This is a genomic window from Candidatus Bathyarchaeia archaeon (assembly GCA_035935655.1).
In the GTDB taxonomy this organism is placed as follows: Archaea; Thermoproteota; Bathyarchaeia; order 40CM-2-53-6; family 40CM-2-53-6; genus 40CM-2-53-6.
This window is the reverse complement of sequence record DASYWW010000062.1, coordinates 18,959-45,673: the sequence shown is the minus strand read 5'-3', so window position 1 is coordinate 45,673 and position 26,715 is coordinate 18,959. Positions and strand designations below refer to the sequence as shown.

Annotated in this window: 28 protein-coding genes; 11 read left to right on the top strand and 17 right to left on the bottom strand. The window is 50.2% G+C overall.

All coding sequences use genetic code 11. From position 1 onward, the window contains the following. Positions 1 to 23: 23 nt before the first annotated feature. Positions 24 to 947: an anion permease gene (locus VGS11_12015; protein HEV2120811.1), complete on the bottom strand. Its 924-nt coding sequence runs from the start codon at positions 945 to 947 to the stop codon at positions 24 to 26. Positions 948 to 1,065: 118 nt separating this feature from the next. Further along, positions 1,066 to 2,001: a tetratricopeptide repeat protein gene (locus VGS11_12010; GenBank protein ID HEV2120810.1), complete on the bottom strand. Its 936-nt coding sequence runs from the start codon at positions 1,999 to 2,001 to the stop codon at positions 1,066 to 1,068. Between the two features lie 62 nt (positions 2,002 to 2,063). On the opposite strand from VGS11_12010, the gene VGS11_12005 reads away from it, so the two are divergent. From VGS11_12005 to VGS11_11995, 3 genes are all read left to right on the top strand, one after another. Beyond that, entirely contained in the window at positions 2,064 to 2,300 is a 237-nt protein-coding gene (locus VGS11_12005; GenBank protein ID HEV2120809.1) for a hypothetical protein, read from the top strand. A 277-nt stretch (positions 2,301 to 2,577) separates the two neighbouring features. Further along, the gene (locus VGS11_12000; protein ID HEV2120808.1) at positions 2,578 to 3,414 is read left to right on the top strand and encodes a sulfite exporter TauE/SafE family protein; all 837 of its coding nucleotides are present in this window, start codon (positions 2,578 to 2,580) and stop codon (positions 3,412 to 3,414) included. A gap of 37 nt (positions 3,415 to 3,451) precedes the next feature. Next, a complete protein-coding gene (locus tag VGS11_11995; GenBank protein HEV2120807.1) occupies positions 3,452 to 3,862 on the top strand; it encodes a DUF1634 domain-containing protein in 411 nt (136 codons plus the stop codon). A gap of 12 nt (positions 3,863 to 3,874) precedes the next feature. Here VGS11_11995 and VGS11_11990 read toward each other — a convergent pair whose 3' ends face one another. Next, positions 3,875 to 4,438, bottom strand: coding sequence for a hypothetical protein (locus VGS11_11990; protein HEV2120806.1), 564 nt, complete (start codon positions 4,436 to 4,438; stop codon positions 3,875 to 3,877). Positions 4,439 to 4,726: 288 nt separating this feature from the next. Here VGS11_11990 and VGS11_11985 point away from each other — a divergent pair, with 288 nt between their 5' ends. Together VGS11_11985 and VGS11_11980 are read left to right on the top strand one after the other, a co-directional pair. Then, positions 4,727 to 5,647, top strand: a complete 921-nt coding sequence (locus VGS11_11985) for an alpha/beta hydrolase (protein HEV2120805.1) — start codon at positions 4,727 to 4,729, stop codon at positions 5,645 to 5,647. 74 nt (positions 5,648 to 5,721) lie between these two features. After that, positions 5,722 to 6,120 carry a lamin tail domain-containing protein gene (locus VGS11_11980; protein HEV2120804.1) on the top strand — a complete coding sequence of 133 codons (399 nt, stop codon included), beginning with the start codon at positions 5,722 to 5,724 and terminating at the stop codon, positions 6,118 to 6,120. Between the two features lie 9 nt (positions 6,121 to 6,129). Here VGS11_11980 and VGS11_11975 read toward each other — a convergent pair whose 3' ends face one another. From VGS11_11975 to VGS11_11960, 4 genes are all read right to left on the bottom strand, one after another. Next, positions 6,130 to 6,615, bottom strand: a complete 486-nt coding sequence (locus tag VGS11_11975; protein ID HEV2120803.1) for a hypothetical protein — start codon at positions 6,613 to 6,615, stop codon at positions 6,130 to 6,132. A gap of 87 nt (positions 6,616 to 6,702) precedes the next feature. Further along, entirely contained in the window at positions 6,703 to 7,485 is a 783-nt protein-coding gene (locus VGS11_11970; protein ID HEV2120802.1) for a plastocyanin/azurin family copper-binding protein, read from the bottom strand. A gap of 256 nt (positions 7,486 to 7,741) precedes the next feature. After that, positions 7,742 to 9,220: an MFS transporter gene (locus VGS11_11965; protein ID HEV2120801.1), complete on the bottom strand. Its 1,479-nt coding sequence runs from the start codon at positions 9,218 to 9,220 to the stop codon at positions 7,742 to 7,744. 292 nt (positions 9,221 to 9,512) lie between these two features. Further along, a complete protein-coding gene (locus tag VGS11_11960) occupies positions 9,513 to 9,821 on the bottom strand; it encodes a metalloregulator ArsR/SmtB family transcription factor (protein ID HEV2120800.1) in 309 nt (102 codons plus the stop codon). 147 nt (positions 9,822 to 9,968) lie between these two features. Here VGS11_11960 and trxA point away from each other — a divergent pair, with 147 nt between their 5' ends. From trxA to VGS11_11945, 3 genes are all read left to right on the top strand, one after another. After that, positions 9,969 to 10,355: a thioredoxin gene (gene trxA, locus VGS11_11955; protein ID HEV2120799.1), complete on the top strand. Its 387-nt coding sequence runs from the start codon at positions 9,969 to 9,971 to the stop codon at positions 10,353 to 10,355. A gap of 365 nt (positions 10,356 to 10,720) precedes the next feature. Beyond that, a complete protein-coding gene (locus tag VGS11_11950; GenBank protein HEV2120798.1) occupies positions 10,721 to 13,336 on the top strand; it encodes a hypothetical protein in 2,616 nt (871 codons plus the stop codon). A gap of 260 nt (positions 13,337 to 13,596) precedes the next feature. After that, positions 13,597 to 14,022 carry a hypothetical protein gene (locus tag VGS11_11945; protein ID HEV2120797.1) on the top strand — a complete coding sequence of 142 codons (426 nt, stop codon included), beginning with the start codon at positions 13,597 to 13,599 and terminating at the stop codon, positions 14,020 to 14,022. Here the strand turns inward: VGS11_11945 and VGS11_11940 are convergent. Both VGS11_11940 and VGS11_11935 read right to left on the bottom strand, forming a co-directional pair. Continuing rightward, complete coding sequence (locus VGS11_11940; GenBank protein HEV2120796.1) at positions 13,964 to 14,641, bottom strand: MarR family transcriptional regulator; 678 nt, start codon at positions 14,639 to 14,641, stop codon at positions 13,964 to 13,966. The genes VGS11_11945 and VGS11_11940 overlap by 59 nt on opposite strands. A 256-nt stretch (positions 14,642 to 14,897) precedes the next feature. Then, positions 14,898 to 15,473: a hypothetical protein gene (locus tag VGS11_11935; GenBank protein HEV2120795.1), complete on the bottom strand. Its 576-nt coding sequence runs from the start codon at positions 15,471 to 15,473 to the stop codon at positions 14,898 to 14,900. Between the two features lie 16 nt (positions 15,474 to 15,489). Between VGS11_11935 and VGS11_11930 the strand changes: the two genes are divergently transcribed. After that, positions 15,490 to 16,617 carry a restriction endonuclease gene (locus VGS11_11930; protein HEV2120794.1) on the top strand — a complete coding sequence of 376 codons (1,128 nt, stop codon included), beginning with the start codon at positions 15,490 to 15,492 and terminating at the stop codon, positions 16,615 to 16,617. Positions 16,618 to 16,723: 106 nt separating this feature from the next. Here VGS11_11930 and VGS11_11925 read toward each other — a convergent pair whose 3' ends face one another. The 3 genes from VGS11_11925 to VGS11_11915 form a co-directional block, all read right to left on the bottom strand. Beyond that, positions 16,724 to 16,936: a hypothetical protein gene (locus VGS11_11925; protein ID HEV2120793.1), complete on the bottom strand. Its 213-nt coding sequence runs from the start codon at positions 16,934 to 16,936 to the stop codon at positions 16,724 to 16,726. Between the two features lie 293 nt (positions 16,937 to 17,229). Further along, on the bottom strand, positions 17,230 to 17,826 hold the full coding sequence (locus tag VGS11_11920; GenBank protein ID HEV2120792.1) for a DUF99 family protein: 597 nt from the start codon (positions 17,824 to 17,826) through the stop codon (positions 17,230 to 17,232). Next, positions 17,786 to 19,033 (bottom strand): orc1/cdc6 family replication initiation protein, encoded by a 1,248-nt coding sequence (locus tag VGS11_11915; protein HEV2120791.1) that lies wholly within the window; start codon positions 19,031 to 19,033, stop codon positions 17,786 to 17,788. Before VGS11_11915 ends, VGS11_11920 begins: the two co-directional genes overlap by 41 nt. 419 nt (positions 19,034 to 19,452) lie before the next feature. Here VGS11_11915 and VGS11_11910 point away from each other — a divergent pair, with 419 nt between their 5' ends. Together VGS11_11910 and VGS11_11905 are read left to right on the top strand one after the other, a co-directional pair. Next, the gene (locus tag VGS11_11910) at positions 19,453 to 20,778 is read left to right on the top strand and encodes a tyrosine-type recombinase/integrase (GenBank protein ID HEV2120790.1); all 1,326 of its coding nucleotides are present in this window, start codon (positions 19,453 to 19,455) and stop codon (positions 20,776 to 20,778) included. Beyond that, positions 20,775 to 21,881 carry a hypothetical protein gene (locus VGS11_11905; protein ID HEV2120789.1) on the top strand — a complete coding sequence of 369 codons (1,107 nt, stop codon included), beginning with the start codon at positions 20,775 to 20,777 and terminating at the stop codon, positions 21,879 to 21,881. Before VGS11_11910 ends, VGS11_11905 begins: the two co-directional genes overlap by 4 nt. Positions 21,882 to 22,171: 290 nt before the next feature. On the opposite strand, the gene VGS11_11900 is transcribed toward VGS11_11905, so the two are convergent. From VGS11_11900 to VGS11_11880, 5 genes are all read right to left on the bottom strand, one after another. Next, positions 22,172 to 22,450 carry a hypothetical protein gene (locus tag VGS11_11900; protein HEV2120788.1) on the bottom strand — a complete coding sequence of 93 codons (279 nt, stop codon included), beginning with the start codon at positions 22,448 to 22,450 and terminating at the stop codon, positions 22,172 to 22,174. A 608-nt stretch (positions 22,451 to 23,058) separates the two neighbouring features. Next, the gene (locus VGS11_11895; GenBank protein ID HEV2120787.1) at positions 23,059 to 24,105 is read right to left on the bottom strand and encodes a zinc-ribbon domain-containing protein; all 1,047 of its coding nucleotides are present in this window, start codon (positions 24,103 to 24,105) and stop codon (positions 23,059 to 23,061) included. Then, positions 24,105 to 24,983 (bottom strand): hypothetical protein, encoded by an 879-nt coding sequence (locus tag VGS11_11890; GenBank protein HEV2120786.1) that lies wholly within the window; start codon positions 24,981 to 24,983, stop codon positions 24,105 to 24,107. Before VGS11_11890 ends, VGS11_11895 begins: the two co-directional genes overlap by 1 nt. Beyond that, positions 24,980 to 25,852: a DUF5131 family protein gene (locus tag VGS11_11885; GenBank protein HEV2120785.1), complete on the bottom strand. Its 873-nt coding sequence runs from the start codon at positions 25,850 to 25,852 to the stop codon at positions 24,980 to 24,982. Before VGS11_11885 ends, VGS11_11890 begins: the two co-directional genes overlap by 4 nt. A 191-nt stretch (positions 25,853 to 26,043) precedes the next feature. Next, entirely contained in the window at positions 26,044 to 26,715 is a 672-nt protein-coding gene (locus VGS11_11880; protein ID HEV2120784.1) for a hypothetical protein, read from the bottom strand.

The following is a 26,715-nucleotide window of genomic DNA, read 5'->3' as shown; positions in this document are numbered from 1 at the left end:
AAAAACTGGGGCCAATTCCGTGCTTAGATCATTGCTGCGAGATATGACATTGCGATCGCGAGGATGCCTGCGCCTGGCAAGGTCACGAGCCAAGCCAAGAGCATTCCCTTCAACGTTGACCTGACAACGCTTACTCGCCCTCCTATTCCCGCGCTCGAGCCCTCGTGAACCTGAGTCGTAGACAAGGGCGCTCCGAAAAAGGCTCCCGCAGACACCACCAGCGCGGTTGCTGCTCCAGCTTTAGACCTCTGATGCTGGTCAAGGGAGGTATGCTTTCCCATGACAGTCACTGCCACTCGATGCCCTAGTACAAGTGAACCGAAGAACACTGCTACCGCGACTACTGAGTAAGGAAGCCAGACCGCCTCGGAAGGGTTCGCGAGGAGAAAGAACGCTCCCAGCGCCGCCATCTTCGGAGCATCATTAATCCCTCGAGCATAAGCAGTTGCTGCCCCAGAGGTCCAGTGTTCAATTCGCGTCAGCCGGGGTCTCACCTTACCCGGAGTTGTCGGTCGGCGAGTCAGCCGATCTAGAATGTAGACTGCTATCATCGCTCCAATAGGTCCCGCTGCCAAGGGCAAGACGACCCTGTACAGCAAGAACCCCCACTGTACCCCTGATACTCCAAAGACATAGACGGCAAGCAGAACAATGGCGCCGACAATTGCATGCGTCGAGGAGACAGGAAGCCGAAGAAGAGTAGCTGCAAGAATCCACAACGTTGCGCCGGCAAGCGCAGCCAAGACAAAAGTGGATTCAGGCGTGCTCCGCAAAAGACTCTGCGGAGTGAAGACCGAAAAGAGCCTGCCTGAGATCAGAATCGCTGTGACACTTCCGACTCCTGTGAAGAAGCCTCCCCACAGCAAAGCCCTTCGCTCTGGAGGCGCCCCCGATAAGCTCGGCATAATCAACGATGCCACGCTCTTTCCCGCGTCGTTCGCCCCCATTGGCGAAAGCTAGCGCGAAGAGGGCTGCCAAGCCTATCTCTTCAACAGTCAGTATTCCAAGAATCACCATTGGCGAAGACCTCGCATTGCAATTGGGAGTTTGTGAGTCTACTGTAACTTATCCATTGAAGGTTCCATGTGGTTCCGGCCTGCCAACTTTTCCTAACTCCTTGAGTCGATTCAGCCTTTCTTGTTCGTTTGCGAGCCTGGGATCCTGTGAAAGCTCCTCATACGCGGCCGCGAACCATCCCCGAGCCTCTTGTTCTTGACCCAAGATCAGCAAGCATTCGGCGATCTCCTCGTAGACGTATCCGCTCTTCTTTCCAGCGGCCTGATTTTGTTCAAACAGGTTTCGCTGCATTTCCAATGCCTCCTCTGTATGATCCATCATCCGGAGAACCTTGGCAACACACCAGTTTGCGATCATGACTTTGCTTGGGTCGCCCTCTTGTTTTCGGAACTCCAATGCTTTCTCGAACATGAGCAATGCCTCTTCGTACTGTTGTTGCTCGAAGTAGGTCCAGCCTATGTTGTTGTAGAGACTGCCCCTCCATTTTCTCGCCTTTTCTTCCGCTGAGTTCTCAGCAATGCCTAGGGCCTTCAGGTTCCATTGCAACTGTTTCTCCGTTGGCTCGACTATCGCCATCATGTGAGCCGCGTCAACGGTGTTGAAGTCGTCTTTGGACTTTTGAGCGAGATCCAGCGCTTCGAGAAATAGCGGCCGCGCTTCATCATGCTTCCTCGACGAATTCAATACTCTTCCACGTTCAAGTAGATACCGGACCCTCGTCTTGTCATCTGTCTTGTCTAGGGCCTTTTGGACGCGATCCAGCGTCTTGTGAGCATCTTGGAATTTTCGCTGTAGGCCCTCTGTTCTTGCTATCTGGGTGAGAAGTTGTGAAAGATATGTGAGGTCTAGTGAGTCTAAGGCCGCGGGAAGAAGTTCACGAAACTTTCTCTCGGTCCCACCGGGATGATCATAATCCCAGAGGTTGTCAAAGTCTGGAAGCTGGGTCTTTCGCTTGCTTCCACCTGCTGCCTCGATCACGAACATCTGCCCTCAACGATGATACGTCGCGGTTCTATTATTATCATGGGGACCGATCTGATTAGGCCATGACAGTGATGGAAGCTCGGGAAATTCCAGGGATAACCGTTAGAGGTTTCCAACCTGGAGATGAGAACATATTCCTCGAACTCTTGAAAAATTCTTTCGCATCATTGGAATATCTTCCCCGCGTAAAGGCTGAGGTAACCCGACCGTATCTCAACAAGGGAGGATCGTTCATCGCCGAGAAAGACGGTTTACCTGTCGGGTGCTCGATTCGAGAAATCGCCCATTATCAAGCCTGATATCGAATCTAGCGCATCCCCTAGATTTCGCCTGAGAATCGTTCGGGAATCAGCTAGAGAACCCTAGCAAATAGATTTCCATCCGAGCCCAGACTAAGCCCTGATCAGCCTGTCTCGCCCAATATCCTAGCCAGACAGCAGATCGTCTCGACGAAAAGGGGGGTACTAGCGAGTACCTCTCGCGCCGTATGAGAGGCAAGTCCGGACTGGTCAAGGAAAGTAACCTGGTTTGCTTGCCTTGGCTTAATTAAGAAACCGTGGACCCGGCTCTTCTCCAATGATCGTGCTCGAATTCTTCCTGATCCTCCTCGTCGTCTCAATAGCAGCCGGCGCTCTGGGTTCCATTGTTGGAATCGGTGGAGGCCTGATCGTCATACCGATCCTCACCCTCTTCCTAGGTGTTGACATCCACTACGCCATCGGCGCCAGCATCGTATCTATAATCGCAACCTCCAGCGGCGCCGCAGCCACGTACGTTAAGGACCGGATTACAAACTTGAGAATCGGCATGTTCCTTGAAACAGCCACGACCACAGGGGCCATAATCGGCGCGGCAATAGCCGCATACCTCAGCGCCACGATACTCGAAGCCGTATTCGGAACCATCCTCATCATCTCACTCGTTCCCCTCGTACGCAAGATCGGCCAGGAATATCCCCCGAAACAGCAATTCGAAGGACTTGCAAAGAAACTAAATCTTCGAGGCGACTACATCGAGCGTGATGGTACGAAGATCGAGTACAACGCTGCAAACCCTGGAAAAGGTCTCGCGGGCATGATCGTAGCCGGACTCATCTCAGGACTCCTCGGAATAGGAAGCGGGACTTTCAAGGTTCTCTCCATGGATCTCACGATGAGGCTTCCGATGAAGGTCTCTACGACAACCTCCAACTTCATGATCGGTGTCACCGCAGCCGCTAGTGCGGGAATTTACTTCGCGCGGGGAGACGTGAACCCGCTGATAACGGCGCCAGTCGCCCTAGGCATACTCGTCGGAGCATCCGCTGGAACACATCTTCTGGTGAAGGCCAAGAACACGGCGGTCAGAAAGATCTTCGCAATCGTCCTCGCAGCCTCAGCCATCGAAATGATCATCCGAGCACTAGGATTCTGATCTCGATGCGAGAACAAACCACCTGGAGAGAATGAGGTTGAATCTGAGAGATCCTAATTCGATGAACAGCATCCTCGGAATAGTCTTGAGATCCGGTGTCGTTCTCTCCGGCACCATAATCGCAATCGGAACGGCACTATTCATCGCGAACCATTCCCTCGATGTCACGTCAGCGTATCTTGTCTACAATCCAGGCGTGATTCCTCACGGCAACTTCCCGGTCAGCCTTACCAGTATAGCCTCAGGACTCCTATCTCTCGATCCCTCGTCAATAATTCAATTCGGTTTCCTCGTATTGCTGGCGACACCTGTCGCTAGAGTCGCGCTTTCCCTGTTCCTTTTCGCGGCTGAGAAGGACCGGATGTTTGTCTACTTGACAGCAACTGTATTAGCGATTCTACTCTTCAGCATGTTGGCAACGCCTCTCATTCCACTGTTCAGCGGCTGACAACTGTCATCTTCAGTTTGAGACCGCAGTCCCTGAAGCTTCGTCAAGCTCTGCGGAAACAGACAATTTCGTCACGTTCTTCGACAGAGGAGCATCAAGGTCCAGTTGCTCGCCAAGTTGGAAGTTGTCGAGTTCGTCAAAGTTGAAGGGGACTTGACCGTTGATGTACATCTTCATCTGTTCTACACATTTTTGCACCTCAGCGTCGGGTGTTCGTGCCATTTCCTTCTTCAGCAAGACCACCATGGCATTCCAGTACACGCGCTCCTTTGCTGTCAACGCCGCATTCGTAAACGGGTTAATCTCGCTTGAGATATAGTTCTCGATCGGCTGGATCTTGAACCGTTTCACCAACACTTTCCCCAATATCCAACCGCCCCCGACCAGAAAGATTCCTGCGCCTCCGAGAAATAATGGAAACGAGACCAGGTCACGCAAGCCAGGTATCAGATAATAGATCGTGACAATCATCGTGAAGGTGCTGAGAAAATATCCAATGACCCAGCCCCACGCATAATTGTAGTACCATCGAGCCAGTGTTAATCGATAGACCCATTTGCTGAAGCCCTTGGACAAAACGCGATAAACCCCGATCTAGTACGGACCATCTCGTTTTTCTGGTGTGAGCTACTTAAGCAACGTAGAACCGCGGGCCTATACTAGCGGACCCAGCTTCGCCTGACGCAGCAGTTCTGCAAGGCAGATCGCCTTCTCGCGAACCAACCCGGTGACATAGCAGAGCAAGGAAAGGACCACCGACCAAGATAAGCGCGTTTTCAGACCTACCCACTTATATCTAGGACCTACCCTCAATCGCCTCAATCATTGGCTCTTTTCATCATGACACGCATGAGTTGAAGCGATGTGAAACAGGAGACCCGGTTCTGTACAACACCCGATAATGTACGCATCGCTTACGCCATAACTGGCAAAGGACCGCCACTAGTCAAGGCTGCCAACTATCTCAGCCACTTGGAGTTCGACTGGCAAAGCCCTGTGTGGCGCCACTTTCTCGATGCTCTATCAACAGATAGCACGCTTATCAGATATGATGAGAGAGGATGCGGCCTATCCGACTGGGACCCTCATGACTTCTCATTCGACGCGTGGGTCCGAGATCTAGAAACAGTCGTCGACGCAACCGGCATAGAACAATTTCCACTGCTAGGAATTTCGCAAGGTGGAGCAGTTGCTATCGAATACGCAGTCCGCCATCCAGAGAGAGTGACCCAGCTCGTAGTGTATGGAGGATATGCGAGAGGATGGGGCTATCGGGGATCGAGCGAGACAATCGCAGAGCGCCGTGCGACGATCACCCTGATCAAACATGGCTGGGGCCGTGACGATCCCGCTATTCGTCAGTATTTCACCTCCAAGTTCATTCCCGACGGCACGATGGAACAGATGCGATGGTTCAACGACCTCCAGCGAGCCTCTTGCTCTCCTGAGAACGCGGTCCGATTCCAAGAAGTGTTCGGCACGGTTGATGTGTCCATGGACCTTCCCAAGGTCAAGGCTCCGACGCTAGTAATCCATTCTCGAGGAGACGCATCTGTCCCATTTGAAGAGGGGCGGCTTGTAGCAGCGGGTATCCCGAACTCCCGTTTGGTTGCACTCGAAACCAGAAACCATCTCCTGTTGGGAAGCGACCCTGCCTGGCACAAGTTCGTGTCCGAAGTGAGAAGCTTTCTCGGAAAGAAGGAGCTTGTCTCAACTGTGGATGATAAGCCTCGGAAGAAGACTGGACTCGGAATCTCGGGTTGGATCAAGGGACCTGAAACATAACTCGATCATAATATCTAGTTGAGCAAGCGCTCGCCCGTTCAACTCTTATATCGGTTTTCTCCAATATTCACGACGTGAAGACAACAAGCCGAGTTATCATAGAGCACATTAATCACAATCCACCCGGAAAAGACACTTTTGACAAACTAAACGAGGAGTTTGTCGTCCTTCAAAACGAAGGAACCGAAGAAGTCACCCTCGCAGGCTGGACTTTGACGGACGAGACCGCGACCGGCGCGAGAAAGCACGTGTACAAATTTCCCCAAGCAATCTCCCTCTCTTCACGGGAGAAAGCCTACGTTCACACAGGACCGGGCAAGGACTCGTTCGATCGGGGAAATCCGTCAAAATGGACACTTCACTGGGGAAGACATAGTTTTGTCTGGAACAATGAAGGGGATACGGCAACACTTTTCGACGCTGAAGGAAACAAAGTAGACTCACTCGAAGTAGTCACTATCAAAGTGACTTAGCCTGCACGACTAGCGAGTTAGCGACGCTGGTCTTGTCCTGATGCTCCGACGTATCAGCGAAAGGGAGACGAGAGCCGTCACAACCCCATAGACGAGATGGAAAACGAAGCTTCCTCCGTCAAACATCAAGTTCGAAAGATTTGCTGGGGCGAGAAGATCCGTAATTGGAACATAGACCAGTGTCCAGACGGCTATTCCTCCCAATAGCCCTACCCAGAAGCTCTTTCGTGTTGTATCAAGAGCGAACCGTTTGAACAAAGCAGTTGTCGCAATGAAAACTCCGCCGGCAACGAGGCCGACAAGGAGGTGCAAGACCCAGCCGCTCAAGAGAGGAGAAGCTAGGCCTAGTTTTCTTGCAATAGTCACGTAGAACACTTCCTGGTCAAGAACGAACGCGCTCAGACCTGCTAGGACGCCTAGAACAAGAGCACCTACTACGCCACCGATGGCTCCGATCTTCAGGCCTCGGAATGCGGAGTATATCGGGAACTGCATAGAACCCTAGAAAGGAGTTCAGCCTGATTTCAGGAACTTGCCACTCTTGCCTGGATGATCGAGTACTTACTTCGTCCCAGCCCGAGGTTAGGGAGTGACCGTGACATTTCCCTTCATCCACGGATGAAGCGTGCAATAGTACTTGTAAACGCCACTTTGAGCGAACGCGTGGCCATATGTTTGTCCCGGGTTGAGGTTCAAGGAATCAAATGATCCACTCACGCTAGTTACGGTATGCACAGTTGTGTCCTTGTTCACCCAGATTACAGTCTTTCCTGCTGAGACAGTGAAGTTACCTGGACTGTAGGCAGTGTTGCCCTGGACCGCTGCTCCGCGAGGAATCGTGATGTCAGCATTACTGCTTGCTGACGCGAGAAGCGGGTTTTCCGTCCCCGCGGCCAATGAGCCAACAGTCACGCCACCAATCATGAAACCGAGGATCAAGATGATGATGAGTCGTCGCAAGTACATACGATTCAAAGAAATCGGCCTACTCGACTTTCTCAGATCCATGAAGGCCATCAGCGAATACAACGCTGCGGCCAGCATAATCGGAAAAATCGTAATCGCATAGAAAAAGAGACCAAAGTCTGCTGGGCTTGAAACACCCTTAACGAAGGTAAAAGGAGAAAGCACAGCAATACCCACAACGCCAGATATCACTCCCATGATGTAGCCGACCTTTGGCTTGGCCCAAGTCGCCAAGATAGAGAGAGCGAAGAGAATCATGAACGGTATGTGAATGTAGTCGTAGAATGGTACGTTGCCACTAATCCAGTCGGTAACTATCTGAACCGATGCGAACAGAATGAAATAGGTCAAGCCCGCGGCTGTTACAATGAAGCTCAGAGAGCGCGTGGGCGAGGACAACGAAGCTCATTCTAACGTCTCTCGTGCTCGTTCATAGTCTTTCCCACAATATTGTTATTCCTAGTAAGATGAAAAGATCTGACATGGCCGGCTTCTCCGGCTCATATTCGTGCTGAAACCCAGTTTTCGTTTTTGTTTATGGGCGTTCATCAAAGCTCGGAAGGATTGTGCGATAATTCCTTCGTGGATTATGTCTCCAATATTCTATACCAAAGCTAGAACTGGCGCACCTCAGTTCGATGCAAATTGACTCTGGTTAGCTGATCGCGATCGGTAGATTAGTTCTCACCCTAACGTTCTTGACGCGCAGGGCAATCAAGAGTCCGATCCCGCTAATTATTGTGGAGGCGAAGAAGGCGTATTGGAATCCCGTCACGACCCCTGTCAACATGCCTAGCTGGCTCGCGGGTCCAACCGGCGGGGGGTCCGTAACAGTTGCAATGGTAAGCAGAATCGCGAGTCCGAGTGGAAAGCCTATGCGTTGAGAAGTACCGATTATTCCGGAAGCAAGGCCTTCTTCTCCCGGCCTCGTTCCTGCGAGCGCAGCGATGTTCAGTGCGGGAAATCCAATGGCGGCCCCAAGCGACCAGATAAGCATGCCCGGTAGTATGCCGACATAGCCACTGTTGACCGTGATCTGGGTTAGCAGGGCAGAACCCAAAGTGATCAGAACCATCGAAGTTACCAAGACGGGTTTCAACCCGAAACGGTTTACGAGTCGTGATGAGCCCCAGCCTCCCACAAAGAAGAAGATCATTGCTGCAGGAACAAATTCAAGGCCAGCATCTAGTGCAGAGTAGCCTGATACTTGCTGAAGAAAGGTGGTCAGTATGAAGACTACTCCTCCGGCAGTTGCTGTCAGTAACAGGGCTAGGACGTTCGCGGTAAATACGGTGCCGCGTCGGAGGAAAACCAGTGGCATGAGCGGCGACTCGGAACGATGCTCTATGGCTAGAAACCCTGCCAGTATTAGGGCAGAGAGTCCGAGGGGCAGAATCGTCTGAACTGACACGAAGCCATCGGTCGCAGCGTTTGTCAGCGCGTACACAAGCAAGACAAGCCCACTCGTTACTGACAGAGCGCCAGGAAGATCCAGATGCCTATCTTTTGCGCGTCCGGGGTGATTTACTAGAAATTTCTGGGAGAGAACAGCCGCGACAATGCCAATAGGGACGTTGACGAAAAGGACGGACCTCCAGCCGAACGCGGCGGTGAGGACTCCTCCGGAGATAGATCCTGCGGCGAAGCCTGCAGATAATACTGCGACGAAAATGCCTAGTGCGCGATTTCTTTCTCTTCCCTCAGAGAAGGTTGTTACTAGAATCGCGAAGGCTGTAGCGGTGGAGATGGCAGCGCCTACGCCTTGAACAGCCCTAGATATGATCAGCGAGAGAAGGGATGGGGCTAATCCTCCAGTAAACGATGCAATTGTAAACAGTCCGACGCCAAAGACGAAGAGTTTCTTTTGTCCGTAGATGTCGCCTGCTCTACCGCTGAGCAAGAGGAAGCCGGCCAATGTGAGTCCGTACGCTCCTATGATCCACTGGCTTTCTGCGAGAGAAATCATCAGTTCCGTCCGTATCGTGGGCAGTGCCACTTGGACAATAGAGAAGTCGATAACGTCTAGGAATCCTGCGGCTATAATCAATACAAGAATTAGTCGGGATCTAGACCTAGTGAGATTGGAGACTCCAGGTTGAGGGTCTTCGCTCCTCTGAATTGTTACCTGTTCCATCTCGGTTCACTCAATAGAGTCTGGATTCTTAGTTGAACCCTGCAGCGTCCGCAGTGTGTGGATGCTGCTGCCTGTTCGGTTCTAACTCTTCAGTGAAAAATTTCCTCAATGAGGAAAAGAACGACCGCTTCTCATCTGTGATCTTCCTCTTCCGGAGGAATGAATTGTAATTCTTGCCTGATTCCTGCACGACTGTCAGGTGTAAAGATTCGTGATGCTCTGAATGTTCCGACATGCCCCGCTATGTGTGGAGTAATCATATAAACGTATTGATGAACGTCTATGTACGCTCTTACTTCAGCCTTGGAGCAACCGCGATCGCTCCCAGGCCCAACCGTCTCTGTAACTCCGTCACGTAAGCTGACAAGACCTCCGCCTTAACCTGGTAGAAGCAGAATTGACCTTGCTTCTCCTTATCCAATATGCCCGCGACGGCCAGCTCCTTGAGATGATGGGACACAGTCGGCTGAGAAACATTGAACATCGCATGAACATCTGAACAATTCATCCGTCTTGCGACAAGTTTCTGAAGTATCTCGCGTCGCTGGGGGTCCGCCAGCGCTTTGCTGATCCTGTCAAATTCCTCTGTTGCGAGCTTCATTACTCTATTTGAGGGGCGAGCGTGCGTATTAACATGTCGATATGTATCTATGAGTTCGATTGCGATTCTCAATCGCCGATCCTGTCTATGAAACACATATAGACATTCATCAATACGTTTATATTACAACAGCTGGATCCAAAGGGTATGAACACACAAGAAGCCGGTAAGGGAAAGGTCATTCAGGTAAACGAGACCGATTTCGATTCCACGGTTCTCCAATCAGATACTCCGGTGTTTGTCGATTTCTATGCTGACTGGTGCGGGCCCTGCAACATGATCGCCCCCACAATTGAAGCACTATCACAAGAGTACGAAGGCAAAGTCAAGTTCGTCAAGATCAACGTGGACGAGAATCAGCAACTGTCCATGAAATATGACATCATGAGTATCCCGACGAGCATGCTTTTCGAGAACGGAACCGTCAAGGACAGTCTCATAGGCGCATACCCGGCATCCATTTACAAGCAACGCATCGACCATGCACTGAGCACCAGACGCTTGGAAACAAGTACGCCGACATTGAGGCGGTAGACCTGAGCCATACTTGTCCAATATGCGGAAGCATAAGCCCATGCATCTTTACCGGACCCGAGTCCAATGCTGCTTTCAGATACCATGACTGCCGCTACTGCGGATCGACATGGAAGGAAGCATCAAGCTCAAAATAGCGCATTTTCATTCCCGCTAACGATTTTTTCCTCCAACTTTTCTTTTCGGCTAACTATTGTCCAAGCATTCTTTTTCATAGGCCCCCGGGGGGTCGATTTTTCCCGTGCCCAGCCCTTCGTGAAACCGTGCCAAAACCTGCTTGGCCAGCGCTTCTGAACGACTAACTAGGGTATCAGAACCCCTTTCTTCGCCAGTTCCAAGAACTGTTTTTCCGAGATGAGGGACGCGTGGCCCAGCCTATGCCCTACATGGCCTTGAAGGACGCTCCGAAGGAGATTCGGCGGGCCGCCACCATAGCCCAAGTCTCCATCAGCATTGCCCGCGCCCTCGGAATACTGTTCACCACCCTAATCATAGCTACCCTGCCCACGTGGGTCCCAGGAATACAAGCCCACCAGACAATTCCAGTCGCCCTAATCGTCCTTGCAATCGGTTCCGTCATCGTCTCACGCAAAGGCAGCCTGATAAGAGAAGAGATCGCGGAGAGACAGTTCGAAAAAGCCCGCAGCTCCACATTCACCACCGCCATCCTAGGATTCATAATCGGTGGACTCCTCCCGGGAATCTTCTACATCTACCTCTACACCCGGATCGGCGACGTCTTGGTCAAACGAACCCCCGACGATCCGAAAACAGTCTACCTCCTTCCACATCCGAGCGAGGGAATGTTTCTCGGCCGATACCTCGGATGGATCGCGGCATACCTCCTCGTCCTCTACATCGGCTACACGCAACTATCACCAGGCCTTAGAGAAGTAAGCGACTGGCTCTCCCCAGTTTTCGGTGTTCACTTCAACACTATGATCGTAGCCCTCTTCCTCATCTTCACCAACCCGCTAACCTATCCACCAGTACTCTACCTCTGGACATTCGCAGGATTCCTAGGCGGGCTAATCGCCGGCGGAAAAATCAGACGCGGCTTCCTAGTGGGCATGACAGTGTTCCTGTCAACCCTCGGAGCACTAGGACTCGCAGCTCTCGCAATCTACCAAAACGTCAGCTTGTCATCTCTCCCGAATATTCCTCCTCCACCTCCGGGCTTCTCGATCATGAGTGCCACCACAGGACCCGTAGCAGGTGACATCATCCCCATCCTCCTACAAGGCTCATCCCCAACAAGCCCGATGGTCATTCAAGACATCGTACTGACAATGATGAGAAACGCAGGCCTCGTCTTCGCCACAGCCACGATATCAGGTCGCGCAGCATCCCTCTTCTGGCAAGGAGATGCGTTCATCCTCAAGACATTCTGGAGAATGATAAAGACAAAGAAAACCGTCCTGCAACCGGGCACAGGCAATCCCAACATCCCAAAGAAGGGAATCCTCCTACTCATACTCACAATCCTCCTCTTCATCCCAATTCCAGACACAACGCGGCCCTCAACAATCATACAAGCTCCACCAGGCGGACCATACCAACAGAACCTGGCGATCGGAATGGACATGTTAGGCGCCCCCAGCGCCAGCCTACGAATGATAAACCTCGATCTTTCAAGCAAAGGCCTCGTTCTCGACAACAATTACGCAGGGAACAACTTCTCAATCTTCATAATCGACAACAACTACTCACAATCCCTCGACACAGGCTCCAGCCTGGGAATTCCAAGCTTCATCCTTGGACTATTCTCTCAGCCTGCACTGATCACCTATTACACGGGAGACCCTCGCGGAGAGTCAGATAATGTCGCAGCCCAGTTCTTCCGCGCCCTGAGCGTCTCCTTCACCAAAGCCCTTGCTATACCTTCGGGCCAAGGCACCGTCACAATCTACGCACCAACCCCCGAACTCACAAACAACGACGCGTTAACACGAGTCCTCGGAATTCTACCCAGCTCAAGCTTCTCTACACTCATCAACCCAGCGACCTTCCAAAACCTACATTACCTCGCAGCGTTAGGCCTCGCGACGATAAGCCTCCCAACAGCTCTCAACAAGACACCAACCCGAGCCTTCAGCTTCCTCCTAAACTCCCAGTTTCCAAGAGTATTCTACAAAGCCGGACAACACTATCTGAGCTTGAAATCACTCCTTGGATTCCAGACCGGAATCGCTGGCGATACCAATTCAAACGCCTCCATCGTCTCCATTTCATTTCAGCGAGGAACGGTTCTCTACAGCCCGCTCGGCCAGATACCGCCTTCCAATCCAATCTACAATAATTTCACTTCGACATACATGTACAACGCCACCGCTACAGCGAGGGCAGACTTTGTGGCGAACTTCACGTATCCGTTCGCCCCGAACATAACCCTACAGAAAACCGCGAATCCATCTAGTGGACCTCTGGGGACTAGCCATAACGTCGTCGCTATGATCCAGAACTTCGACAATGTCACCGTCACAAATCTCAATGTGACCGATGATCAAGCACCATCTGCGTATCAGAAGACGCTCCAGCTCTCGCCTAGTGGCTTGCAAACCAGCCGGTTCGCCAGCCTCACTCCAGGCCAAACACAATCTCTCAGCTATACAGCAACAACGGAAAGCAGTGGAACGTATGTTCTATCACCGGCATCCGCAGAATTTGTTTGGCAAGCACCAAACGGAACACAAATCCGATACACAGTTGTCACAGACAAACCCTTGATCTCATCATCAAGTGGTCCCTGGACGCAGTTCACAAGAACGTTCAATGATCTTCAACCCTACTCGTATCTCTTGCTTCTCCCTCTTCTCCTCACCCCAATCATTGAAACAATGAAACTAGTCACGAGACATCGAAAGAAGAGAACGGAGCCCTGGGTTAACACGCCAGCAGAGCCGCAAAACACTCTGCCACCCGCAAGCGCGCAAACGGAACCCGACAAACCTGCCGGCACTCCAAGTACCTCAAGTTCTTGAGCCTCCTTCACATCCCCTAGATGGGGGCAATTCTCGGCCAAAACAAAGGCTCATACTGCGATTGTTTCCCGCTCTTGCCCCCATAATCGCTTCACTACCTGTGAATTCGTTCTAGGACCCCTTCATTTCCACTGGAACCTATGGAACATGTCAGGATCGATTGGACGCCAAGTCTACTCCTAACATGGAGGATGATGCGTGAGCCTTTTCTACATGTGAACAGCGAACTGTGAACTCAACGGTTTGCTGAGGAAACAAGCATGAGACCACGGCGATTGAAGGTAGAATTCTACGACACTGACGGGGCCCGACACTCGATCGCCATTGACGGTCCCGTAACGAGGGAGAAAGTGGGCAGAATATTGGATCTCGTCGAGTTGATGTCCGGAACCCCGCAATCATCTGCGACAACCCTGGGGCTCTCCCCGCGAAAATTCGACCGATTAACCAGCGCGATAGTATCCCAGCTGAAAGGCAGAAGCTTCAGCTCACGTGAAGCGAGAAAGGCGTTTGAAGCCACTTTCAGGGAAAAGATCCCATTGAGCACAGTATCCACGTATCTAATGAGACTAGCAGATAGGGGAGTTCTTGAGAGAGAACAGGAAAAGTTAGGTTTGGCGTACCGTGTCAAGCTTGATTTGCAGAAACAATCTCTTGCCCCTGATTCTTCCCTTCAGACCTCGTGAAACTCTGCTTGACACGTTCTACGGTGGAGTATCGAAACGGGATTCGAGTCTGGTCCCGCCGAACGTATCCCTCATCAAAGAGTTTCTTCATCAAACGAGCAGTATGCTCCCTGGAACGCCCTACAAACCTCCCTATCTCTGGTGCGGACTTAGGGCCCTCGTTGGCGAGAAGGGTAAGCACTTGAAGCTCGGTTGGCGTTGTTATCGAGTTCAAAGAGCCGGGCTGTACCATTGAAGGGTCAGTGAGAGCCGCAGGTTGATTCACGGGCACCTGTTGGTCGGATCTTACCAGCTCAGGCTCATCTTCAACCATTTCGTTCTTCGCCGGATCCAGCGTTGGAGGACGAGGGACTGCATCTGCGAGCTGTTTGATCCAACTTAGTGATTCGCCGAGACGCTCTTCCGTTCTCTGCAGACGCTCCAGCAATACAAGATCGGATAGCTTGGACTGATCGCCCGAAGCCCTGAGCCTTTCAACTTCAAAGACCAGGTTCTTCAAGCGTGATTCAAAAGAGCTGAGTTTGTCTGAAAAAGTGTCGAAGAAGAGCTTTGCAATATCCTGGTTCTCAATCGAGTTCTTGGCCGTTCTTTTCTCCTCTCGTTTCCCGACGCCAAACATCTTTGTGACATCACACCTGTCGAACGTGTGACGTCACGGTATGCTCAGCGAACCCATTTAACACTAACGATTGTGAGGTGGGACACCTCCATAGCTCTATCACAAGTGATGGAGACGTGACTCCCCCGTTGCATTATGACGTCAAGCACATGACGAGGCCGGTTACACTTACTCTTGCCCCTCGAACAAATTCTGCCCCACCCGCTTCGTAAGTGATAGATGTGATAGGTGTGATAATCTAATCACTCACGTGACGTCACATGTCACGATTTCTTCCGAAAAGTGCTTTGAAGGCTTGCTCGAGGTCCTCAATTATGGAGTCCACGGTTCTTTGATAGACTTCTGGTTCGTTCTGGGCGGATTCTCGGAGCTGAGAGGTCTGCCCCTTAAGACGTTCTGAGGCCTCCAAGAATGGAGCGATACTTGGCGACTCCGTCATCCCGCAGTAGCCGAGCAGAAGAACAGTGTGAATTGCTTCCACAACATTTTCCCTCGCTTGCTTTAGGGTTCTATTGAAGGATCCGCGGCTTATTCCCTTCTGATCTCGGCGTAATTGAGCCATATCATTCCTTGTTAGGCGTTTATTCGCCATATCATGACCCAACTGGTCTACGAGAAGCGTTTCGAACTGCGCTTTAGTGAGGTTGCTGCGTTGCAACAGCGCGAGTAGTATTCGATCTCGAAGGGTTTCGTCGATAACCGAGCGGGTTCCTTCGTGCCAATCCATTGGAGGGTACAGATTACCCATGGATACGGTTTTGTATCCATTGCTATTGAGTCTTGCTTGCCCACGCTCAACGACCGTGATAGTTACACCATGCTTATTCCACAATTTTGGCACCTTCAAATTGAATACACGCGGGTCCCACATGACCACGAACGCAAGAGCCGAGTCAGGCAACTTTGTAGTGGACATGGTCTGTGACGTCTGTCGGGTCGAGGGTTTTGAGGTTGAAAAGAATGCGCAGACTGGGGATTCGCGAAGCTATTTTGTAGACATTCTCGCATCCAGAAAAAAAGGCAAGAAAATCCAGAAAGTCGCATTTGAGTGCTGGGAAGGCACTAGTCAGGTCGATGGCCGAGAGGTTGAGAAGTTCGCGGCCCGCCTGAAGAGTCTAGGCATTCAGAGCGGAATCTACGTTTCCCCAAAAGGGTTCGCGGGGAACGCGGAGTTCATGGCTCGCAAGCTTGGCGTCGAGCTTTGGGATCTAGCCAAACTCAAGGAAAGAGTTGAGAGCATCAAGGCACCGGAGAGGCATAAGGTCCCTGGGACACTACCTGTCGCGAGGGCTGTCGCATCCCGTATCTTGGCTCATGGTCTGGTAAACGGTACGTTCCTAAAGCTCTCTTCCATGCCGAGGCTTGAGTTTCGACCGTATTTTTTTGCCAGCTTCCAGATTGATGATGGACGGAAAAAACTCGCCGTTGGAGTTCTCGTGTTTGACGGGGTTGATGGTCGCGCCTGCGACGCATTGCTCTTCGAGGGACATGTAGAAAACCTCCCGTCGACAGGGTTCTTTGTCGACTGCCTCGAGATAGAGCCATCAACAGGATCCATGCCGAAACTGCCTCCGGAACTCGAAATGAAGAACACTGTGACAGTTGCGCCTGCCGGGGTAACTGAGGAGATGATTCGAGCTAAGGCAAAGGAGGCGGTCAGCGGTCATGACGAAGCAACCGTAACCGGAGTTCAACTGCTGCATGTTCCGATTGTGACCGTGGAGATGCTTGCCGCGGGTAAGTCCTATCGCAAGATCATCCAGGCTGCTACTGGAAAGATGATCTGGGATGATACTCAGAAGTGTTCACTTTGCGACCTCAAGTCCAAGGCGATATGCGAAGTCTGTGGTGGGACAGTTTGCTCTGCGCATGAGAGAACTTGCAGTTCCTGCCGCAAGCACCTTTGCACAGACTGCGTTGTGACAAAGGGAATTGTCAACAAGATTCCGCTTTGCCCAACATGCAAGAACGCCTAGAAAGAACCAGATCTTCTCCCACCGAATGGCATAGAACCGCTGAGGCGCACCTAGTAACGACTAGGCAGACTTGCATCCATCCGGTATGAGGGTAGGAAACAGGCAGCTATCTTGGAACGTGATTTGCGGCTAGTGCCTCTTTCGCTAGCCTCTGTATAGTTTCCTCATGTCTACTGATGTGAGCCATCATGTCCAGCCGCAGTCTTTGCATTGCCGTTCGCGCCGCGTCTCGTGCAGCCTGCTCCATCAGAGGAGTGAGCCTCTCTTCCATCTTCTTCAGAAGAGCCTCTTCAAGCCGTACAACCTCTTCCTGTCTCAAAGTCTCCAGTCAACTCACCTCCTCCGAGAAGCCACTGTAGTCGACTCCATCTCGTCCATTAGCGGCTCAACTTTCACGGACTGACGTGCACACAACGCGCATTCCCAGACACGGTCACAAGTGAAGTTCTCGTAATTGCAACAACGTCTGCGGAAATAATCATTCAACTGGTTCTCTCTGGCGGCCTTTTTTCCAGTCATGCAAAACTCTCCCAATCCAAAATCCATGAATTATTCCGTTGACTGTCCACAGCAACCTCAACGGGACGACTAAAGCCTCCTGTAACCTAGTAGCTAGCCAGAGGGTTCGGAAAAGAACAGACCTCTAGCAAGAACTCCCGCAACCCGCAACGGTTCAGGGACTCGCGAAACGAACGCCGAGGTCTTCAGGATCAATCTAGCCTCTCGAGTTGAACATCCGAACCGTTCAAAGAACAATGGACCCTCGCCGATCATCGCCCTGACCCTTTGTATTGGGCCGAGTGACCTGATCAAGTCCCATCTCCGCTTCCAATCGGGAAAGTGTCGAGTCAGGGCGCGCTTCACAGCCCTGTTATCAGGCCGAGAACCGACAACCACGATTACTGGTGCTTTGCATAGTTTCTGGATCTTCCATGGGTCGATGAGATTGAACCCTCCGAATGTTACGCCGGACAGTAAGACAGGAGTATGCGTGGACCCTTTGAGGAGATGCTCAGCCTTTCTGGTTGCATCCAGTCCGTCCACTGTAATCCAGCCGGCTCTGAATTGGTGTAGATGAGGTCCTTTCAACCAGACGGCTAGGAGAGGAGCATACCTGATCGTGTCATCCGTTTCCGGTGGAAACGGGCCATCATCTATGCCAATGCATCTAGAGGCTGGTTTGGTGTTTGAGGACGCTTCGCGGAGCATAATTGAGGAGTCCTCGAACCATCTCGTCTTGGTTGAAGGACGCAGTTACTGACCGGGCTTCGACGCCTAGCCGGATCTTCTTTGTACGACCATACCTGCCAAAGCTTACTACGCGCGCGTTTAGGACGCCCATAATATCCAGCTCGTTGAGCAATCCACTGACTCTTCTCTGGGTGAGAGGTTCGACGGAGCCGGCAGCGCATATTTCTCGATATACCTCGTACACGTCACCTGTAACAGAACTCTCTTTCCTAGCATTCTCCAGTTGCATGACCGAGATTAGAAGGATTCTAGAGTGGAGGGGGAGGGATGACAGGGCTTCTGTGACGCGGTCATGCTCGACCTTCTGTTGTGCTTCACGGACATGATTCTCTAGGACGCGTAGCTCGCGTGATCTCTCAGCAATCTCAGCGGCCACCCTCAGCAGGTCAAGCGCGCGACGAGCGTCACCATGTTCTCCTGCGGCCAGGGCTGCACACAGGCGCAGGGCTCCTTGATCTAGGATTCCGGAGCGGAAGGCGAGCTCGGCTCGCTCTTTTAGAATGTCGAATAGTTCGTCTGATGAGTATGGTTTGAAGACGACCTCTTCCTCTCCAAGCGAGCTCAGGACTCTCGGGTCGAGGAAGTCTTTGAAGTGGAGATCGTTGGAGATTCCTATGAGCCCGATCCAGCCATCTGTCAGCTTCTCGTTTATCCTTGTCAGCTCATAGAGCAGGCTGTCGTCTTCGCTCCTCTTCACGAGCGCGTCTATCTCGTCGAGGACGACAAGGAAGGCGGAGCCACGTGACTGGAGCGCGCTTCTGAACCGGTCCAAGAGCTCGCCTACGGCGAGTCCGGTAAATGGAACCTCGCGGCCGAGAGACCTGCAGAGATCAGCGATTACCCTATAGTTTGTCCCGGCAAGTCGGCAATTGACGTAGCACGTGTCGAGAGCTCGCCCATGTTCGCGAGCCTTGCGTTGCAACCGGTCGAGGACAAATCTAGTGACTATTGTTTTTCCTGTTCCAGTCTTGCCGTAGGCGAACAGGTTCGACACGTGATCCTTTGTTAGGGCGGGAGCGAGTACAGATCCTAGCCGTTTGATCTGTTCTTCCCTGTGGGGAAGGGTCGCGGGCATGTAGTCGTGCCTGAGGAGATTTCTGTCGCGAAAGACTTCTCCTCCTGAAAGGACCCTTTCGAAGATGAGATCTAATCCTTGCTGTGACAAGTCCTGAATCGGTCCGGTTTTCTGCGAGCCGGCTTCCAGTGGAATTAAGGGTTCTTGTAGCATTTTTCCTATGGAATCAACGAGATTTCTAAACGTAGTGTTCCGAGTCTTCTCACCACTCGGACTCAGAGCGGTTACAGGGTTCTTCGTCGGTCAGGTCTTAGGGAGTGTTGCCTAATGCCTCGTGAACGTTGCGCTCTTTGCGCAGAAGTCACGAGTTCAGTTGACTTACTGCCTTACGAAGGAATCTGTTGGTATTGCTACCTTGATACCGCATCGAGTGAAGTTGCAAAGAGTCTTCGAGCGAAAGTCGAGAAAGTAATCTACGTCGGAGCGAGTCCGCAGCACCGACACGAAAAGATTGTCCACGAGTTACTGAGACGGAGAGCGAAGCGAGAGACGCTTTGGAGTGTTCCAAAGTGACCGCACACAGATTCCCGTCGGGACACGGGAACGTCAAAGTAGACGTGCAACAGTGGACTAAGGACAATCCCGTTCTCCAAGTTCTACTTACCAAGAAGAAGACAGGGACCGCTCGGAAGTATCTCGGAGCACTCCGCACATATTGGGCTGATGTCCTGAGCAGGAAGTTCGGAGCATTCTCGGATTGGGTTGATTCGGTCAAGAAGGCTCAGGGTGAACGAGACTTCGAGACTCAAACCGCCTGGGCTAAGGAAGTTGAAGAGTGGGTTCTTTCTCATTCTGAATGGGATTCTCGCACACGTCGGGGTTACGTTGCGGCTGTTCAATCGTTTCTCGAACTAAAGATAGGAAGACAGAACGCTCGCAACTACAAGTTCACTTACGAGACTGTCGAAGAGAAAGAGAACGGAGAGCCTGCCGAATCCGACACTACCACGGTAGATTACGACGAAATTCGGCAACTCGTGAACTCTACCAAGAGCAAACGAGACAAAGCACTCGTTCTGACAATTCTGTCAGGACTTGGAGCAGGTGAATTCCTCGACCTAAATCGGAAGTGGTTCAGTATCTACGAAGTTCTCAAGTCTCGGACACCTGAGATTCGTTGGAAAGAGGAAATCGAGCCTGTCAGAATTCCGAAAGGAGACAAGAACAGTTACCTGATTCGAAAGAAGCGCAATGTCAAATTCTACACTATGCTTGTGGACGACCAAATCGACGCTCTCGCTGACCTGTTAGAAGAGCGAGAGAGCCAACTCGGAAGACCGCTTACGAAAGACGATTCGCTCTTTGTCACTACACGAGGCAAGCCCATGAGTGACCACAGAGCACAGGAACAGATTCGTGACTTGCGGAAAGAGTCAGGAATCGAGAATCCTGAGAGATTACGGATTCACGAAATGGGAAGAGACACACTTCAAACGTTGCTCGGAAATCTCGAACTGAAAGAGAGAGAAAGAAACTATGGAGAGTTCTGTCTCGGTCACACTGTAGACCCTCTCAAGTATGACAAGTCTCCGTGGACTGCCGACGGAGAGAACGGTATCCGAGAACTATTCCGAAAACTTCGACCGAGACTGAATCTGATTACGAAGCGTGGTGAACCGAAAGTCGAAGTTGTGAAAGAAGTTGTAGACCCTATCGCAAGAAAACAGAACGAGTTACTGCTTACGATTCTTGAAGCGAACGGACTGCTGACACCTGAACTACTGAAAAGTTTGGCTCGCACAGGAATGAAAGGGAAGATTGCTGAACTAACGAGGCAAGAAATCGACAAACTACTCGAAGACAAGTCCGACAATTCGGAAAGCGAGGAACAATGACAGCACAGATTGCTAAAGTTGCAACTCAGGAAGACCTTCAAGCTGTTCAGCCGATAGAAGAAGTTCTCGACCTTCGAACTCAGGCTATCTTAGCAGAACTCAAGAAGAAACTTCGAAAAGGAGCGGTCGATTACGAGACAGAGAAAGCAAAGATTCTGGCTCTCATCACAAGATACCGAGAACTCCAGAAGAAACTTGTGGCATTTCGAACTTCTCCCAAGACAATTGTTCCAGCACTTGAGTTCTGGGAGTTCGTTCAACTCGAAGAGTTAGCCTATCTCTTTCGCAACGTCGAGAAACAGAGCGCATGGGTTTCTGGTTTGTATCTCGGAAGAGAAGGAACCCATGACGTTAGTCCGAAGGACTTCACCCGTGACCCATTCAAAAGCTTCAACCCTCTGCAGGGAAAGTGGGACAAACACAATCGCTTTTGGAATCGCTTCAAGTATTGGAATGAACTCTTCGAAGTCGAAGGTTGGAATGGTGTCAGCAATCCGAAGTTGTTCTTCGAAGAAGTTGGGAAGAAACGTCTCGCTGACCCTGTATTTTGGAAACTTCAAGTCGTTGCGAAACAAGAATACGAGAAGTGGAAAGCTTACCGACGAGAGCAGTGGAAGAAACGATATCATAGACACCACAAGAAAATCGTAACAGTATCATGGTTCGGTAACTTCTGGTTTCTGATTGAGAACGGAAGACCTCGTGGTCCAGGTAGAACGAAAGGTTCGAGAGACAGTTATCCAAGAATTCGGAATCCGTATGCGGGAGAGAGCGGAGAGAGACGCTACCAAGACAAAGATAGAGAGATAGAAGTTCCGCAAATCGAAGAGCAATGCGCTAACTGTAAGAAGTTTGCGGAGTTGAAGAACGGTTACAATTATTACACAGGAACGCCTTTGAAACTTTGCGAAGAGTGTCTCGAATCTGATTCACGCTTTCGACGCGGGAATCCGACACTTTACTGTAAGTTCGAGTATCTTGGTTGCGATTTCACAACTAAGAACAAAGAAGTCCTGGAGCGTCACGAGAAGACGCACGACCTCTCTGACCGTGCAAGACGTTACAGAGAAGGCGAAGATGTCGAGGAGTCAGACGAAGAGTAAGTTCAGACCGAGAAATAAGAGTCAGTGCGAGGGAGAACCAATCGTAGTAAAGTCAGTCAAATCTTTAGCTGTCAAACCTTCATTGTCTCTTCCCAGAAATCTCTAAAGAAACAAAGTCCGAAGTCTTCACGGATTCCAAAGTTTTTACAAGACAAGTTGACACAAGTGCTTGCTATCTCGATACCCTTGTTAGAGCAGTGAAGAAGAGGCTCATCACAAACAGAGCAGTGATAACAGCTTGAACGGTCACATTGTTGATAGTGTTTTGGTTGAGAATCTCGTTGCAAACTTTAGATTTTTCCTGTAACGCAAATGATGATTGCAAGCGCAACAAAGTAGACTGAGACAGCAAACTGAAACATTCGTTGCCGACGCTCCAACCGTTTGAGTCGTTGATAGTCGATTCGTGGAAGCGTAGAAAAGTGTTCAAAGTAACCACGTTCGTCTTCACACCAAAAGACAGGAAGTGTGTAAATCCCTAAGTGGTCCAAGTCTTCGGACTTTGAAGCAAGATAGTCTCGCACTTCAGCATTAAGCCACTCAACGAGATTGCAGTCAGTTGGATTCATCTTAACTAAGCGTTTTGCCGAAATATTTCAGGTCGAACTCTTGCTTTCGTGCTTCAAGTTCTGCTTCTGAAGAGTGCGAAGACACGTGTTGTTGAATCTTCGAGTAGTCCTTACCAAGGAATTCAATCACAACGGAACAACGAGGACATTCCCACGTGTTCATCTTCTGAACCTACAACCAGGTGGACGACAACTATAGCAGGCATTATGTCCGTCACTGCAAAGATTTCGTTGGTGTGGAGCATTGCAAACAGAACAAATTCCCATGTGGGTGTGCTCTGAATCTCCCGTCGAAGAAGTTGAATACGTCATTAGTTCTTGCGCTCGTGCGTAATCTGCTTCGGCTTGCATTCTGCCCGATTTGTAGTCGGACATACATTCTCGACAGCAAAGATGTCCCGAAACAGTGTAGTGTGAACCAGATTTATTTTGCTCGCACACTTCACAGAAGAAAAAATCGGAGTAGGAAGAAGCAGAACTTTCTGTAGGAGCATCAACTTTTTCCTGTCTCGAAGCACCACGGTCTAAATCACTCCCGAGTGGATTTGGAAAGGGTTTCTTAGTTCGACGATTAGTTCGCCAAGTAGTTTCTTTCTTGAATGGACTGCTCATTTCTGCTCTCCCAAAGAGTCATTCCACTTCGCTGATTGGCACTGAGGACACTTCTTCGGAGTTGCAACGCGAGAACGCCATTCGTTACCACACTTCACACATTTCAGAAGAGTTTTCTGTGGATTAGAAACCGCTTTAGGCTCGGGAGTTTCAGGTGCTTCGAACTTCAATGCTCCGAGACGGAGCAGTTCAGTATAGATAACGTCGAGTCCTTTCTTGCTGTAAGGAATTAGAAACGTTGCAGAGTTCCAGCGTGACATGAACTTCATGACGTTAGTAGAAGATTCACCAGGAAGTTCGACTTTCTTCTCCGCACACCAGTCCAAGAACTTCTTCGTTAGTCCTGGAGCATCAGATTCAGGAATTGTAGGGTCGAGAGCCAAGATAATTTTCTGTTTCGTATCGTAGCCAGTCCGCAAGAAGTCGAGTTTGAACATTGAAGCGTAGGTGATTGCGTCACGATAGTTTTCTTCACCCCGCAAGAAGTCGTTCTCGAACGCTTCAGGGTCACGCCACAAGTAAGCCATAGGACAATCGTTAATGTCACAAAGATGTCGAGGCAGAATTACGAACGAATCGTTGGCTCTGATTAGCGAATCGACGCCTTTTCTCGGTTGTGCGGAGTAGTAAAGTGCTCGACAACCAGATTTTCTCGCATCTCCTGCAAGACGCACAACCCACAAGTTGAAGTTTGATTTGCTTGCACGAGAGTTCACCGACTTGTCGAGTTCGTCAATTCCTACAACGAAGACTTCACCACGTTCGAAAGCAAGTTCCATTCGCTCCATGATTACTCGAATGTCACCGCTCTGAAACACTTCGACACCTTTGGGTGGATTGAAGAGTTTGAGATTTGTTATGATGAGGTTTGCTCCGTATGCGATGCAAGCCGCATAGATTTCTCCAACCATGAACAGAGTTTTTCCTCGACCACTCGGACCGAAAAAGCGACCGAACCTGATTTGCAGGTCAACGTTCTTGGTAAGGTCAAGTGGTTCGTCCATCTCGACTTCGAGTTCGATTTCAGGTTCGAGTTCTGACATCAGATTCCGAAAATCGGTAGATTGAACAGAGTTTCCTCCCCCGCCATGATTCTTCTTGCGTCAATGTTCCTCATCTCTGTCTTCACACGATTGTAAATTAACGAAGCACGAATCTCGTTTTCCATGTCAAGACCTTCCATGTTCTGCTCGAAGACGCCTGTCTCCAAGTCAGAAATGATTACCATGCATGCAAGTTCCGTGTATTCTGCAAGAACTTCACCGAATGCCTGTCTCCACTCCTCGTCGCCCGCATAGAGCCACTGAAAAGCCCAATTGTGCGAGTATCGGATGGTCCATTCCCGACGACCGAAGTAATCCCGAAAACCGTAGAAGAAATAGGTCCAGTCAGACCTTTTGTCCCTTTTTTGAGCGAGAACGAGTGACATCATTTCCAATTTCTCTTCAGGTTTCAACCAATCAGGATTCGCATTCGCAATATCACTCAAGAGACCCAACTTTTTCTTTCTGAATTGCCTTTTCTGTTTCGGTGTCCACCAGTCAGAAGGTCGCATTGGTCGAAAACCAAGACTTTGCATCTCTTCGAAGACACCACGAAAAATCATGTGACTCCAAAAAGCTGCCGCGTCCCAACCAACCATCAATCGAATCCAATCCTCAACGTTTCTGTAGAACCAGATTGCAACTCGTGATTGGTCCATTTCGTAAGTTGTCTGACTGAAACCGAGCGAAGAATTTTCTTTGGCTTTCTCTATCTGTCGATAGTAGTGCTCAATCATGTTCTCAAGATTTTCTTTCGCACGTTTGACAAGATTCGACCGGTCGATTGCTTTAGCAATGCGATAATCTGGATTGAACTGTTCCCGTATCGAGACTTCTTCTTCATTTTCGTCTTTTTCAGGAAAGATAGAAAGACTCAATCACTCAAACCTACGAGAGTTTGCTGTGTTGGATTGTCTCGTAGGAAACTGAACGCTTTGTGAAGTGTTCTTCGAAGAGCCACAGAATCACCGACATATCGGGGATAGTCTTCGAAACGCTCCTGCGGTAGCACTCCGCTATCTGGATAGTGCTCAGAATATAACGCTCCATTTCTCGAATCGTTGGTTCCGTTGCCACCATCATACCAAAACTTCGTGCCAGAGCGTCGAGCATTCAGAAGCATAGATTTTCCCCATTCGACATCAAACGGTCGATAATTGTGTCTCGGTTCTGTTTCACCACCAAGACAAATGAAAGAGATACCACTCAAGTCTACTTCACCTAAATCTTCGAGTAGTGGTTCGAAAGAAATCCAACGAACCTTAGCATCTATCTTCTTGAGTATTGGAAGACGGAACAAGTCTTTCTTTCTGCATATTGATGTTCCAACCCAAACGTTCCCTGGAACTTTGTGCTTTGAAAAATAGAGCCACATCATTCCAGTGCGCTTCGTGCAAAGCATAAACTGGAAAAATGGTCTATCCTTCAAATATCCGAACCAACGATTTCGCTGTTCATCAGAAACGAATTCTGCAAAAGTATCGCTTAGTCCATTGACAAAGTGAACCGAGTTGTCGGGCTGAGAATCACAATCACTTAGTCGCAACTCTTCATTGAACTCTATGAATTTCCCGTCGAAAGCTGTGGTGGCTCCGACTTCATGCATTTGGTCTTTGTAGTGCTCCCAAAATCGAGAGATGTAGCAGTGCTTACAACCACCTTCAGCGTCAACTTTTCGACAACCATAGATGAAGTTCAGATTGTTGTCGGTGTAAGAACCGTTGTTAGTTGGGAGTCTTGGAGCCATATCCTACACTCGCTCTCGCCCTAAAGTTTCAAGCACTTTGTCAATCAGAATCTTGCGAACACAACGACTCGCGGGCAGTGTTTGAGCAACAACTTTGCCGATTTGCGAGCGAGAACTAAGCGGCGTGCCTTTCTCCCGAGCAATCTGCATAACCTTTTCGAACCAACCCAAAGGAAGCTCTGAAGTTGACATTAGCGCAACACTAATCTCAGAAATTCATTTACCGACATCAAGTCCGCTGTGTAGTTGTAGAAGCGTCGAGCGACTAAGACGTGTCTATGGTCAGAATTCGGTGACTGATTACAGTAAGAAATTTGTGACGTGTGCTTTCTGACATGTTGACCTTTCCAACCATTGAATTTACAAGTAATAGAAGGTGGAATGAGAACGTAGGTCAAGTTGTCGAGGTCTTTGAAAATTCCATGCAAAGCCAACTGGTCAGTAAGACCGAGCGCAATCAATTTCTTCCGAAGTCGAAGACCGAAGCGCAAATCGTCTCGGTCAATTTCGCCCCAGAGCCATTTTCCCTTCTTATCCTTCACTAAGTCCGCACAGCGCACGGCGTAGATTGCGTCATAGAATCGTTTCTCAAGTGGTCCCGAGAAAACGGCACAGAACCCTTTGGGAGTTCTCCATGACAAAGTTCGCTTCAGAATTCTACGCATTCGACGGTTAGGTCGAAGAGTATCAATATCCGCGAAGATGTGACGCATACCGTCATAGTTAGCCGCAATGTTGCTTCCGTCGGCAAAAGACTCCCACACGGGAGCGTCCCGATAGTCTTCTTTGCTTAGAGGAACAATCGTTATCAGATTAAACCGAAATGGTTTGTAAATGCGTTTCCAAGAAGTTACGTCTCTCAA